This window comes from Streptomyces sp. NPDC002536, assembly GCF_053594995.1.
Map to the genome: position 1 here is coordinate 75241 of NZ_JBSFWU010000008.1, position 11712 is coordinate 86952.

Sequence of the window (11712 nt, forward strand, 5' to 3'; positions counted from 1 at the left end):
ACCTCCCACACATACTGACGGGCGATGAATGATGCAGCCCGGACAGCCGACGCACTGGCCGTCGCACCGTTGCTCAACTGCCTGCTCCGAGAAGCAGCCGCACCCGCCGGGCAACCGGCCGCCGGCCGCGCCGTCCACCGCCTGCGCGTCAGCGGCCGGTTGCTGCGCGTCCGCACCGGCCACCGGCCCTCCGCGCCCGAACTATGGACCGGCACGGCCTGGCAGCCCCTGTGCCACTCCGGCCTCGTCGAGGTGGCCGTGCAGGAGATGCGTGCCGTCACCGGGCGCTCCAACGCCGCCCTGGCCGCCGAGATGGCCGCCAGCCGGGCGGCCGTGGAGGCCCTCCTCGCCGCCCGCGCCCGCACCGCGCCGCCCGACGATCCGTGGCTGCGCTCCGAACAGGCGCTGGTCATGGGCCATCCCTACCACCCGGCTCCCAAGGCCCGCACCGGCGGCGGCCCGCCCGGCACCTGGCTGCGCTACGCCCCCGAGGCGTACGCCCGCTTCCCGCTCGTCCTGCTGGGCGTGCGGGAGGACGCCGTGATCGACGACGGCGACACCTGCGCCCTGGACGCCCTGGGCCAGGCCCCGGCCGGATACCGTCTGCTGCCCGCCCACCCCTGGCAGCTCGGCCTGACCCGCCACCTGCCCGCCGTGCGCACCGCCTTCGCCGAGGGCCGCCTGGTCCGGCTGGGCAGCACGCCCTGGGAGGCCAGGGCCACGTCCTCGGTCCGCACGGTCCACGTCCCCGGGAGCCCCGAACGCCCCGGGCGGGCCCGGGACCTGTTCCTGAAGTTCAGTCTGGAGGTGCAGATCACCAACGACGTCCGGCGGATACGGCCGCACGAACTCCGGCACGTGAGCCGCACCGACCCGCTGGTGGCCGCCGCCTTCCGGGCCATGGGAGGCCCCGCGGCCTGGCTGGGCGAGCGCGGGCACCGCACGGTCCGCGGTCTGGAGGAGACGTTCCCCGTCCTCGTCCGCGACGGCCTGGACGGCCACCTGCTCCCGGGCACCACGGCCGTGCTGGCCGCCGCCCTCCCGGAGGGCTTCGACGGCAGTCCCCTCGACCGTATCGCCGACCCGCTGCCCTGGTGGTCGGCCTACCTGGACCGGGTCGTCCCGCCCGTGCTGGAGGCCTGGACCCGTCACGGCGTCGCGGTCGAGTGCCACCTCCAGAACACCCTGATCGCCGTCGACGCGGACGGCACCCCCGTCCAGGCGCTCTTCCGCGACACCGAGGGCGCCAGAGTGATCCCCGAAACGCCCCGCGCGGCCGCTGCGCAGCGCCTGGCCTACTGCCTGGTGATCAACAACCTCACCGAGATCGCGAACGCCCTGGCCCACCGCTTTCCCCGGTCCGCGGACGCGCTGTGGCCCCTCGCGCGGCGGGAGTTCGCGCGGTACGGGAAGGAGCGCGGTCTCCCGGGGGCCACCGCGCTCCTCACCACACCGACGGTACCGGGCAAGGCCAGCCTCCTGTCCCGGTGGATCGACGCGGACGGCACCGACCCCTGCTACCTCCCGATCCCCAATCCCCTGGCCGTGCGGCCGTGAGACGGCCCGCCGCCGTGCAGGCCGAGGCCTGCACGGCACTGCGCGTGCGTCGGGAAGAGGCGCCTACTGCTCGAGGACGATGACGTTCTCGGCCTGTGGCCCCTTCGCTCCCTGCACCAGGTCGTATTCGACTCTGTCGTTGTCCATAAGGGATTTGAAGCCGTGGCTCTGAATCGCGGAGAAGTGCACGAAGACATCCGGCCCGCCGTCGTCCTGGCTGATGAATCCGAATCCCTTGTCCGCGTTGAACCACTTCACGGTCCCTGTCGCCATCGCACGTCCTTCACGCTGGGTGTTCACTGCTCGATCTGTGCTTCCCCTGAATTCATGTCCGTCGGGCGGCCTGCGTCAAGTCCGCCACGCCCCGGAAACCTTCGGGGGCGGTCACGAGATCGCGGGCCGGACGCAGGGCGCGGCGCTCCACGGCGGCACGGCGGGCCGGGTCGCCGATGGTGGTGAGGTCGGCGGGGCGGGCGAATCCGATGACGCGGCGCAGGATCTCGGCGCCGCAGAAGCCCGGGGTCTCGGGGGCGGCACGTCCACTGCCTCGCGCAGGGCTACGAGGCTTGCGGCGTCACGCGGTTGAGGACCGACGTGCGCAGGGCGGCCGGGTCCACGTCGAGTGCGGTCAGGACCGTGAGGGCGAGGCCTTCGCCCTCCGCGACGAGGCCGAGCAGGATGTGCTCGGTGCCGATGCGCTGCTGCCCGAGGGCGGCTGCCTCGTGCAGGGTCAGTTCCAGTGCCTTCTTGGCGTGCGGGGTGTAGGCGGGCCGCGGGAAGTGGAAGGCCCCGGGGCCGAAGGTGTCGTCGGCGCGACGCTGGATCTCGGCGACGTCGATGCCGATCGAGGCGAGGGCGTCCTTCGCCGCCTGGCCGCCGGTCGCGGTCACCCCGGACTCCTCCAGGAGCCGCACGACCTCCTGGCGCGTCTGCGCCAGGTCCACGCCGTGCTCGCGGAGCACTTCGCCTGCCGTGCCCGCAGTCTGGGCCAGGCCGAGCAGTATGTGCTCGGTGCCGATGAAGTCGTGCCCCAGGGAAAGAGCCGCATCCTGGGAGGCCACCACGGCCCGCTTGGCGAGCTCGGTGAATTGATCGAACACGTTGTCTACTCCTCCTTGCCCATGGCCTTGCGCCGGCCTGCGTGCTTCTCGTGGACCGACTGCCTGCTGACCTGCAGTGCCGTCGCGACGGCCTGCCATGTCCAGCCCTGTTCCCGGGCGTTGTCCACGTGCAGGCGTTCCAGTTCCTCCAGCAGACGCCGCAGCGAGACGACGGCCTGCAGCCCGATGGCGGGGTCCTTGTCGGTGACCTGGCCTGCCAGTTCGGCGGCCGGTGAGTCCTCGGCGCTCATGGTGTCAGGATTGCCTGACAGCAAGGACGTGTCAAGACACCCTGACAATCGCCGGTCAGAACTTCAGAACTGTGACGCGTTACGGATCAGGCGGCGCCGCCGACCCTGTCGCGCAGGGCGCGCCCGCAGGTGCGTGCATACGCCCGCTGGAAGGCCGGGACCAGCGGTCCGGCGGCCCGGGTGTACCAGCGCGCCGGGCGGCTGAAGGCGGTCACCGTCAGCCGTACGTCCTCGGCCCCGTCGATGGTCACGACGAACGACTCCTCGCCGCATTCGGGGTGGCCCTCCAACGTTCCGTAGGCGAAGCCGGCCCGTCGTTCGTCCCGTACGGTCCACACCACCTCGCAGGGCGCGGCGATCCGCAACGGGCCACGGGCCAGGACGGGGGTCACGGCGACGCCGGGGGCGGCGGGCGGCGTAGCGGTGGCGATGCGCACGCCGGCGGCGCGGTGCATGGTCCAGTCGAGCACCGCGTCGGCGGCGGCCTCGAACACCGCCCGGCCGCGGCCGAGATGGGTGGTTTCGCGGAGGTGGTGGTAACCGTCGGGCAGCCGGTGCAGCCGGGTGGCACCCACCTCGGGGTAGCTGAAGGTCGTCATCGGCTCTCAGTATGCCGACCGGGCCCGGCGGGCGTGTCCGGTGGACCTTCGCCCCGTCAGGGGCGCGGGGAACTGCGCGACCAGCCACGACGTGCCCGCAGGTGACGTGCCGTCCCCGTTCCCGGGTGAGGTGCATCGGCTGCAGGCCGTCGGTGGCTTGTCGCGCAGTTCCCCGCGCCCCTCATGGGGCGACGACCTTCACTCGGGCCGCACCGCGCGGTCGTAGAGTCCGACCAGTTCGTTCGCGCACGCGTCGGGATCGAGGCCTGCGGACAGCAGCGGAGCCGTGCTGTCGATCGAAGCCCGTAGCGACGCCGCCATGACCTGCGGGTCGAAGGCGCGGAAGACCCCCTCGCGCTGCCCGTCGGCGAACAGCCGGGACAGTCGTCTCAGACCTTCGACGTGGTGCCGCTCATAGCTCCCCAGGCCGCCGTTGAGCAGGATCTGCTGGAGCGCCCGCACCTGCGGTGCATGGGCGGCGAGGAATGCGACGTTCGCCCGGATGACGGTGGCGAGCAGTTCGCGGGCGCCGGTCGCGGTGTCGAGGGCGGGCCGCATGAAGGTCTCGGCGTCGGCGACGACCTGGTCGGCGACGGCCGCGAACAGTTCGTCCTTGCCGGCGAAGTGGTAGGTGATCAGCCGTTTGCTGCTGAGCCCGGCCTCCTTGCAGATGGCCTCGAAGGTGGTGGCCTGATAGCCGTGTTCGGCCAGCAGGGCGATCGCGGCGCGGGTGATCTGCTCCTTGCGGGCCGCGGTCGCGGCCTGGCGGGTCGTCATGGCCGTCACGCCTGCCCGCCGGTCCTGGCGTAGGCCCGGCGGACGCCCTTGCGGCCCACCATGACCGCGGCCGTCGCCAGCAGCACGCCGACGACGGCCTGCTCCGCCTTCACCCACACCGGGAAGCCGTCGTGCGGCAGCACGACGATGACCACGATGGCCACCGGGGCGACGGTGGACATCAACCGCATGCGCAGGTAGGCGGCACGGCTGCCGCGGAAGGCCCGTCCGGCCAGCGCGATGAGCACTGCGGAGATCACGACGACGATGATCCCGCGGACCCACACGGCGGCGCTGCCGCCGACGAGCGCCGCCACGCCGAGCGTGGCGAGCGAGACGACCAGGACGGCACGGAAGAGGGCGCGCACACGCCCGTAGAGCTCGTTATCCATGCGGATAAATTTATCCGAACGGATAACAGATGTCACTGAGTAAGATCCAGCCAGCCTCAGGGGAGGCCAGGGGGAGGAACGATTCGGCATGCACATACTCGGAACGGACGGCCCGACGCACGTGGGGCCGTTCCGGACGGTCGGGGTGCTCGGCCAGGGCGGCATGGGACAGGTGCTGCTCGGGGTGGCACCGGACGGGCGGCTCGTGGCCGTCAAGCGCATCCATGCCGATCTGGCGGAGGATCCCGGGTTCCGCTCGCGGTTCCGGCGGGAGGTGGACGCCTCGCGGCGGGTGTCCGGCGCCTACACCGCGCCGGTCGTCGACGCCGACCCGGACGCGCCGACGCCGTGGCTCGCCTCGCTGTTCCTGCCGGGTCCCTCGCTGAGCGAGGCGCTGGACGCGGGCGGGGCGCTGCCCGAGGAGGCGGTGCGGCTGCTCGGCGCTGGTCTCGCGCAGGCCCTGGACGACATCCACCGGGCGGGGCTCGTGCACCGGGACCTCAAACCGTCGAACGTGCTGCTGACCGAGGACGGCGTACGGGTCGTCGACTTCGGGATCGCCCGCGCGGCCGACCACGAGACGAAGCTGACCCACACCGGCGCGCTGATCGGCTCGCCCGCGTTCATGTCGCCCGAGCAGGTCCGGGGTGAGCAACCGGGCCCGGCGAGCGACGTGTTCTCCCTGGGCGTCACGCTCGTGACGGCCGCAACGGGCCGGACCCCGTTCGCCGGGGACTCGCCGTTCGCGCTCATGCACGCCGTCGCCCACGACCTCCCCGACCTGGACCCCGTACCGCCCCCGCTGCGCCGCATCGTCGAGCCGTGCCTGGCCAAGGACCCGGCCGCACGACCGACACCCGCGCAACTCCTTCAGCTGATCGGCCCGTTGACCCCCTCCGCACGCCCCTGGCCGGAGACCGTGTACGGGCAGATCACGGAACGCCGGGCCTGGGCGGACCGGCTCGCGGCCACGCCCGCCCCCGCCTCCGTACCCCCTCCCCCGCCCGCCGCACCGCCGGCAGCGCCTCCCCCGCCGCCGCGCCGCCGCCCCCGGTGGCGGACCCCCGCGATCGTGACGGGCGCGGTGCTCGCGACGGCGGCCGCCACGGTCCTGGCGATCGGACCGGACAACGTCTACTACACCGCCTTCCCCGAACCCGTGCCGACCCCCGGCTCGACCCCGCTCGCGCAAGTGCGGGACAAATACACCAAGTCGGTCCCGACCTGCAATCAGGTCGCCAGCAGCATGAAGGCCCCGTCCTCCTTCGGCAGACCCGGGGGCAATTTCCCCGACAAGGTGTTCCAGTACCGCGACGGCGAAGGGCACACCCATCCGCAGACCGCCTGCGCCTGGGACACCCGCTCCGGCGACCGGATCGACATCGCCTGGGATCTCTACCCCTCCCGCCCGGGCGGGCCCACCGGTGCCGAGCAGGCCAAGGAGCACTACGAGGGCTTCTACATGCAGGGCAAGACCCCGCGCGATTCCGGGCTCGGGTTCGTGGAGGAAGGCATGTGGCTGAAGGACTCCGACGAGAACAGCTGCGTGCTGTACGCCCGGGACGTCAACCTGGAGCTGTTCGTCGCGGTCAAGGGCGTCCACTACCCGAAGGGCGGCTGCGAGGACCTCGCGAAGGACATGGCCCGCCAGAGCGTGGCGGCGGTGAAGTCCCTGTGAGCGCACCGCAGTCCATGCCCGGCACACCCGAGAAGGCCGGGCCGTACATCCTCCTCACCGAGCTCGGCCGGGGCGGCATGGGACGCGTCCTGCTCGGGCTCGCACCGGACGGCCGGCCGGCGGCGGTGAAGCTGGTGCACGCCCGGCACGCGGCCGACGCCGGCTTCCGCTCCCGCTTCCGGCGGGAGGTCGAGGCCTCGCGGAAGGTGTCCGGCGCGTACACGGCGGCCGTTCTCGACGCCGACGCGGACGCCGAACAGCCCTGGCTCGCCTCGGTGTTCGTGGCCGGCCCCTCGCTGGGTACGGCCGTGGAGCGTGCGGGCGCACTGCCGGAAGGGGCCCTGCACCGCCTGGCGGTGGGCCTGGCGACGGCCCTGGACGAGATCCACCGGGCCGGCCTCGTCCACCGCGACCTCAAGCCCGAGAACGTCCTGCTCGCGGAGGACGGCGCCCGGGTCATCGACTTCGGCATCGCACGGGCGGCGGAGACCGGGGACGCCACCGAACTCACGGGCACCGGCTGGGTGATCGGCTCGCCCCCGTTCATGTCGCCCGAGCAGGCGGAGAGCCGCGAACTGACCGGGGCGAGCGACGTGTTCTCGCTCGGCGCGGTGCTCGTCCTGGCGGCGACCGGCCGCAGCCCCTTCGCCGGCCCGTCCGCCCTCCAGACGCTCTACAACGTCATCCACACCGAACCCGACCTGAGCGGTGTGCCCCATTCCCTGTACGGGATCGTCGCCCGCTGCCTGGCCAAGAACCCGGCCGACCGGCCCACGCCGGCCGAACTGCTCGCCCTCCTGGGCCCGGTGGCCCCGGCGTCCCGGCCCTGGCCGCCCGCCGTTCACCGGATGGTCGACGAGCAGCGGGCCCGGGTCGAGGGTCTGCTCGACGGCGACCCCGAACGGACGGCGCTCGTGCAGGGCCCCGGCCCCGCCGCCCCGCGGACGGCCGTGCTCACCACCTACGACACCCCCGCCCCCGCCCGGCCGCCCCGCAACCGGCGCCCCGTGGCCTGGGTGACGGCGGGTGCGGTGCTCGCGGCAGGACTCGGCGCGGGCGCCTACCTGCTCCTGCGCGACGACGGTGGCAGCGGCACGCCGGACAAGTACGTGACGATGCCGGTGTGTTCGGAGGCCGTGCCCAAGCTCCCCTTGCGGGGGGAGCGGAGGAAGGACAAGGACGTCGCCCGCGAGGACCTGAGGACCGGGCAGACCGATTGCTACTGGTACGACAGGGACCAGCCCCAGCCGGACGGCTGGAACTTCTACCCCAACGCCGTCGTCTCGTGGGAAGTGTTCCGCTCCGACTCCGGCAAGAACGGCACGGAGAGCCAGCGGAAGGACTTCACCGACGGCGCGAGGTTCGGGCGGCGCGAGACCGGCCTCGGCTTCGGCGACGGGGCCTACTGGTCGGACTCCGCGGCCGAACGGAAGAGCTGCCAGCTCAACGTCCGCGACGGCAACCTCGCGATACGGGTCTACCTCGACGGCGCCAAGCACCCCGCATGCCAGACGGAGGCCCGGGGTATCGCGCGAGCCGCGCTGGCAGCCATGCCGCCGAGAGCGGACTGATCCGGGTCGGCCCAGGGCCTGTCCGGCGGATGTTCGCGCCCCGTCAGGGGCGCGGGGAACTGCGCGACCAGCCACCGACGGCCCGCAGCCGACGCACTACCTCTGGGGTCCGGGGCGCAGCCCCTGGGGGCACCTCCCAGCGGTAGCTGGGGGAACCTCGACTGCGGGAGCGTCGTGGCTGGTCGCGCCCACGCGGCGGAGCCGCATGATGTAACAGTCCCGCGCCCCTGACGGGGCGCGAAGATCCGCCGGACGCGGCCTAGCCGCCGATCAGTGGCAGCACCGGGAAGGGGCAGTCCTGCCAGAGCAGGCGGGAGGTCTCCTCCGGGTAGGCGGTGACGGCCGATGGCGCGTCGAAGACCTGGGTGAGGCGTCGTCCGGCGTCGTACGCGGGCCAGCCGGGGTCGCCGTGGACGGCGAACGACGTCCACGCGGTGCGCATCCGCGCGGACAGCTCCTCCGCGGCGGCGGACGGGCTCTCGCCGAACAGCACGGAGGGCTGGCCGCTGCCCAGGTTGCCGAACACGAGGGGGATGTCGAGGCCGTGGCAGGCGCCGAAGGCACCCTCCATTCCCGGGGCGGGCCAGGCCAGTTCGTACAGGTGGGCCCGGCCGCCGCCGGCGGCCTGCGCCTCGGCGAGGTGGAGGCTCGGTATGCGGAACAGCCAGTCCGAGCTGACCAGTTCGAACAGCTCTCCCGGGTCTGCGGCCGGGAATCCGTCGCGGTACCGGCGCGCGCCGTCCGGGCCGGGGGCGAGGAGGCGCAGAGCGGTCTCCGCCTGCTCGTCCGTCACCTTGCCGAGCATGCCCTCGACCACGGTGAACAGCCGCTGCTCGTCGCGGGTGTGCCCGACGATGATGTCGACGTCCCGGCCGGCGCCGTCCGCCAGGGCCTGCCAGGGCGTGACGGGCAGCACGTCACCGTCGACGACGGGCGAGAACAGGACCGACTTGTACGCAGGCTGCCCCCAGCGCTCCGCGAACGAGGCCGACTTGGCGGCGACCGCATCACCGGCCGCGGGCAGCCGGTCCGGGGCCACGGTCGACAGGTCGGCCACCGTGGGGCGCAGCCCCAGCTCGGCGGCACAGACGGCGGCGATGTCGGCAGCGAGCTCCGGCGAGAAGAACGTCCCGCACACGCTCTGCGCGACGGCCCGGTGGAAGAGGCCGGCCGCGCGCGGCATGGCCAGCAGCGCGGCGATCGACCCCGCACCGGCGGACTGGCCGAAGACCGTGACCCGGTCCGGATCGCCGCCGAAGGCCCGGATGTTGTCGCGCACCCACTCCAGCGCGGCGAGCTGATCGAGCAGGCCCCGGTTGGCGGGCGCGCCGTCGAGCTGCGCGAAACCCTCGATGCCCACACGGTAGTTGAGCGTCACCACGACGAGACCGCCCTCCCGCGCGAGGCGGGCCCCGTCGTACTCGGGAAGACTCGACATGCCGATGATGTAGGCGCCGCCATAGATCCACACCATCACCGGGAGCCCCGCTCCCGCGTGCGGCTCGGGCGACCAGACGTTGACGGTCAGCCAGTCGTCGCCCGCCGCGTCCCGCGACAGCGCGTCCATGCCGAAGACCCCGGCCTGCGGGGGCGGCGGGCCATACGACACGGTCTTGCGCACGCCGTCCCAGCCCCTGACCGGCTGCGGTGCGGCGAACCGGAGCGCGCCCACCGGCGGCTCGGCGAACGGGATGCCGCGGAAGACCGCCACGCCCTCTTCCGTACTGCCGCGCACCGCCCCGGCTGCGGTGCGGACTTCGGGCTCGGAGCCGGTCGGTTCGGATGCGGCAGTCGTCATCTCGGTCCCTTCGCAGACGGGGAGAACATCATCCCGCCGAGGGCATCACGAAGGCCAGCCATTTACGGGGCAGTAGGGGGCGTGGGGCGTGCCCGGCGCCCGGCACGGCCGCATCGGCCGCCACCGGCGAGGTCCGACTCCGGGGCGAGCACGACTCCCCCGGACAGGGGACCGGAACGGACCGGCCGGACGATTCGCACGGCATGCCCGACCGGCGAACGTGGACCGCATGGACACCGAGACCCGCACCACCACCGGCTCCCGTGAAGCCGGCCTTCGCCGCTCGATCTTCCGGGCGGCCGCCTATGCGGCGGCCGCCTGGGCCACCGCCTTCTCCCTGGTCCACGTGTACTGGCTCCTCGGCGGCCGGATCGGTCTGCCGGCCGGTCTCTCCGTGCTCGGCAACACCCCGCTCCTCGTCATCGACATCCTTGCCGTCCCCCTTTGCGCCGTGGCCGCTGCCCTGGCCCTGGCACTCGTCCGGCCCTGGGGCACACGGTTCCCGGCAGGGCTGCTCACCGTCGGCGTCCGGGGCACTGCCGCTCTGCTGCTCCTCCACGCCGCACCGTCCGTCCCGGAGTGGGTGGCCTTGGCCGTGGGCGCCCGTACGGCCTCCGGTCTCGACGCGATGGACCGGTTCTCGACCTTCGTGTACGAGCCGTTCTTCATGACCGGCGGGCTGCTCTTCGCCCTCGCCTCCCTCGGCCGCCGAGCGACGGCGTCGGCCCGGGCGGGCGCGGCCGGGTGACCGTGCAGGCCGCCCCGGTGGTGCGCCGCGCGGGCCCGGTGGCGGCTCTGTCATCGTGGGCCGTCGACCGCCTGCGACCGGAGGGAACCCCGTGGCCGCCGTGCTCACCGTGCTGTTCGCCGTCCTGGCCGCGGTGAGCAACGCCGCGGCCGTGGTGCTCCAGCGGACGGCCGCCCGTACCGCTCCCCGGTCGGACGCCTTCAGCCTGCGGCTGATGCGCCACCTGCTGCACCGTCCCGTGTGGTTGGGCGGGATCGCCGCCGTGATCTGCGCGGCCGTCTTCCAGGCCCTCGCGCTCTCGCTGGGCTCGCTGTCCCTGGTGCAGCCGATCGTCGTCAGCGAGCTCCCCTTCGCCCTGCTGATCGCCGGCCCCGTGCTGCGCCGCCGACTGCCCGGGTACGGCTGGGCCGCCATCGCGGCGGTCGCCGGGGGCCTCGGGCTGGGGCTGGCCGCCGCCGCGCCCAGTGGCGAGCACGTGCACGTGGCCGCCGCGCGGTGGCTGGCGGCCGTGGTGGCCGCGCTCGCCGCGATGGCGGTGTGTGTCGTCGCCGCGCTTCCGCGCCCCCGGGGCAAGGCCCGCGCCGCCTTGTTCGCCGCCTCCGCCGCCGTCGGCTACGCGCTGACCGCCGCCCTGATGAAGGACGCCGCGGTCACCTTCGCCCGGCAGGGCGCCGCTGCCTTCTTCACCGCCTGGCAGGCCTACGGCTTCCTGGTGATGGGCGCCGTCTCCCTCTTCCTGCTCTCGAACGCCATGGAATCGGGGCCGCTGCTCGCCTCGCAGCCCGCGCTCACCCTGGGCGATGCGCTGGTCAGCGTCACCCTGGGGCTCGTGGTGTACGAGGAGCACGTGCGCACCGGGTGGTGGCTGGTCCCGGAGGCCGTCGGGGCGCTCATGATCACTGCAGGTGTGCTGGTGCTCCCCCGCGTGGAGTCGCAGGCCCTGCCGGACCCGCCGGGCGCGGCAGGGCCGCGCCCGGGGTGACCGGCGGACCCGGGCCACCGGTCGCATACGGTGCGTCAAGGGGTCAGCATCCACTTCTGGTTGGGCAGGCCGTTGCAGTCCCAGATGCCCAACTGGGTGCCGTTGTCGGTGTTGAAGCCCAGGTCGTCGAGGCACTTGCCGGTGAGGACGTTCTTCAGCGATCCGTCGGCCCGGCCCGCTCCCCCTGGACACCGCCGCCGGCACCGACGCCGCCGCATCCCGACTCGCCGACGTCTCCCGCGCGTTCGCCCGGCTGGGC

The 11712-nt window shown here is 73.4% G+C and carries 13 protein-coding genes; 5 read left to right on the top strand and 8 right to left on the bottom strand.

Translation table 11 applies throughout. The features are described 5' to 3' along the window. The first annotated feature begins 24 nt into the window (after positions 1-24). A complete protein-coding gene (locus ACWD4B_RS05290; RefSeq protein WP_451419496.1) occupies positions 25-1557 on the top strand; it encodes an IucA/IucC family protein in 1533 nt (510 codons plus the stop codon). Positions 1558-1620: 63 nt separating this feature from the next. Here ACWD4B_RS05290 and ACWD4B_RS05295 read toward each other — a convergent pair whose 3' ends face one another. The 6 genes from ACWD4B_RS05295 to ACWD4B_RS05320 all read right to left on the bottom strand — a co-directional run bounded on the left by ACWD4B_RS05295 (position 1621) and on the right by ACWD4B_RS05320 (position 4676). Continuing rightward, entirely contained in the window at positions 1621-1830 is a 210-nt protein-coding gene (locus ACWD4B_RS05295; protein WP_451419533.1) for a cold-shock protein, read from the bottom strand. 284 nt (positions 1831-2114) lie between these two features. Next, positions 2115-2657, bottom strand: a complete 543-nt coding sequence (locus ACWD4B_RS05300) for a Clp protease N-terminal domain-containing protein (RefSeq protein WP_451419497.1) — start codon at positions 2655-2657, stop codon at positions 2115-2117. Between the two features lie 5 nt (positions 2658-2662). After that, on the bottom strand, positions 2663-2908 hold the full coding sequence (locus ACWD4B_RS05305; protein WP_390782274.1) for a hypothetical protein: 246 nt from the start codon (positions 2906-2908) through the stop codon (positions 2663-2665). 86 nt (positions 2909-2994) lie between these two features. Next, complete coding sequence (locus tag ACWD4B_RS05310; RefSeq protein ID WP_451419498.1) at positions 2995-3507, bottom strand: DUF1990 family protein; 513 nt, start codon at positions 3505-3507, stop codon at positions 2995-2997. A 198-nt stretch (positions 3508-3705) separates the two neighbouring features. Further along, positions 3706-4284 carry a TetR/AcrR family transcriptional regulator gene (locus ACWD4B_RS05315; RefSeq protein ID WP_451419499.1) on the bottom strand — a complete coding sequence of 193 codons (579 nt, stop codon included), beginning with the start codon at positions 4282-4284 and terminating at the stop codon, positions 3706-3708. Positions 4285-4289: 5 nt separating this feature from the next. After that, positions 4290-4676 carry a hypothetical protein gene (locus ACWD4B_RS05320; RefSeq protein ID WP_451419500.1) on the bottom strand — a complete coding sequence of 129 codons (387 nt, stop codon included), beginning with the start codon at positions 4674-4676 and terminating at the stop codon, positions 4290-4292. A gap of 88 nt (positions 4677-4764) precedes the next feature. Here ACWD4B_RS05320 and ACWD4B_RS05325 point away from each other — a divergent pair, with 88 nt between their 5' ends. Together ACWD4B_RS05325 and ACWD4B_RS05330 are read left to right on the top strand one after the other, a co-directional pair. Continuing rightward, positions 4765-6354: a serine/threonine-protein kinase gene (locus ACWD4B_RS05325; protein ID WP_451419501.1), complete on the top strand. Its 1590-nt coding sequence runs from the start codon at positions 4765-4767 to the stop codon at positions 6352-6354. Continuing rightward, positions 6351-7925: a serine/threonine-protein kinase gene (locus tag ACWD4B_RS05330; protein ID WP_451419502.1), complete on the top strand. Its 1575-nt coding sequence runs from the start codon at positions 6351-6353 to the stop codon at positions 7923-7925. The genes ACWD4B_RS05325 and ACWD4B_RS05330 overlap by 4 nt, the downstream gene beginning before the upstream one ends. A 259-nt stretch (positions 7926-8184) precedes the next feature. Here the strand turns inward: ACWD4B_RS05330 and ACWD4B_RS05335 are convergent, their stop codons facing one another. Further along, positions 8185-9723: a carboxylesterase/lipase family protein gene (locus tag ACWD4B_RS05335; RefSeq protein ID WP_451419503.1), complete on the bottom strand. Its 1539-nt coding sequence runs from the start codon at positions 9721-9723 to the stop codon at positions 8185-8187. A 229-nt stretch (positions 9724-9952) separates the two neighbouring features. On the opposite strand from ACWD4B_RS05335, the gene ACWD4B_RS05340 reads away from it, so the two are divergent. Both ACWD4B_RS05340 and ACWD4B_RS05345 read left to right on the top strand, forming a co-directional pair. Beyond that, entirely contained in the window at positions 9953-10471 is a 519-nt protein-coding gene (locus ACWD4B_RS05340; RefSeq protein ID WP_451419504.1) for a DUF3995 domain-containing protein, read from the top strand. A gap of 91 nt (positions 10472-10562) precedes the next feature. After that, positions 10563-11453, top strand: a complete 891-nt coding sequence (locus ACWD4B_RS05345; protein WP_451419505.1) for a DMT family transporter — start codon at positions 10563-10565, stop codon at positions 11451-11453. 35 nt (positions 11454-11488) lie between these two features. Here the strand turns inward: ACWD4B_RS05345 and ACWD4B_RS05350 are convergent, their stop codons facing one another. Continuing rightward, positions 11489-11671: an RICIN domain-containing protein gene (locus tag ACWD4B_RS05350; RefSeq protein WP_451419506.1), complete on the bottom strand. Its 183-nt coding sequence runs from the start codon at positions 11669-11671 to the stop codon at positions 11489-11491. Positions 11672-11712 lie beyond the last annotated feature (41 nt).

What these genes read in the sequence shown, in the direction of transcription:
- ACWD4B_RS05290 (WP_451419496.1), top strand. Translation starts at nt 25, where the DNA reads ATGAATGATGCAGCCCGGACAGCCGACGCACTGGCCGTCGCACCGTTG.
- ACWD4B_RS05295 (WP_451419533.1), bottom strand. Translation starts at nt 1,830, where the DNA reads ATGGCGACAGGGACCGTGAAGTGGTTCAACGCGGACAAGGGATTCGGA.
- ACWD4B_RS05305 (WP_390782274.1), bottom strand. Translation starts at nt 2,908, where the DNA reads ATGAGCGCCGAGGACTCACCGGCCGCCGAACTGGCAGGCCAGGTCACC.
- ACWD4B_RS05310 (WP_451419498.1), bottom strand. Translation starts at nt 3,507, where the DNA reads ATGACGACCTTCAGCTACCCCGAGGTGGGTGCCACCCGGCTGCACCGG.
- ACWD4B_RS05315 (WP_451419499.1), bottom strand. Translation starts at nt 4,284, where the DNA reads ATGACGACCCGCCAGGCCGCGACCGCGGCCCGCAAGGAGCAGATCACC.
- ACWD4B_RS05320 (WP_451419500.1), bottom strand. Translation starts at nt 4,676, where the DNA reads ATGGATAACGAGCTCTACGGGCGTGTGCGCGCCCTCTTCCGTGCCGTC.
- ACWD4B_RS05325 (WP_451419501.1), top strand. Translation starts at nt 4,765, where the DNA reads ATGCACATACTCGGAACGGACGGCCCGACGCACGTGGGGCCGTTCCGG.
- ACWD4B_RS05335 (WP_451419503.1), bottom strand. Translation starts at nt 9,723, where the DNA reads ATGACGACTGCCGCATCCGAACCGACCGGCTCCGAGCCCGAAGTCCGC.
- ACWD4B_RS05340 (WP_451419504.1), top strand. Translation starts at nt 9,953, where the DNA reads ATGGACACCGAGACCCGCACCACCACCGGCTCCCGTGAAGCCGGCCTT.
- ACWD4B_RS05350 (WP_451419506.1), bottom strand. Translation starts at nt 11,671, where the DNA reads ATGCGGCGGCGTCGGTGCCGGCGGCGGTGTCCAGGGGGAGCGGGCCGG.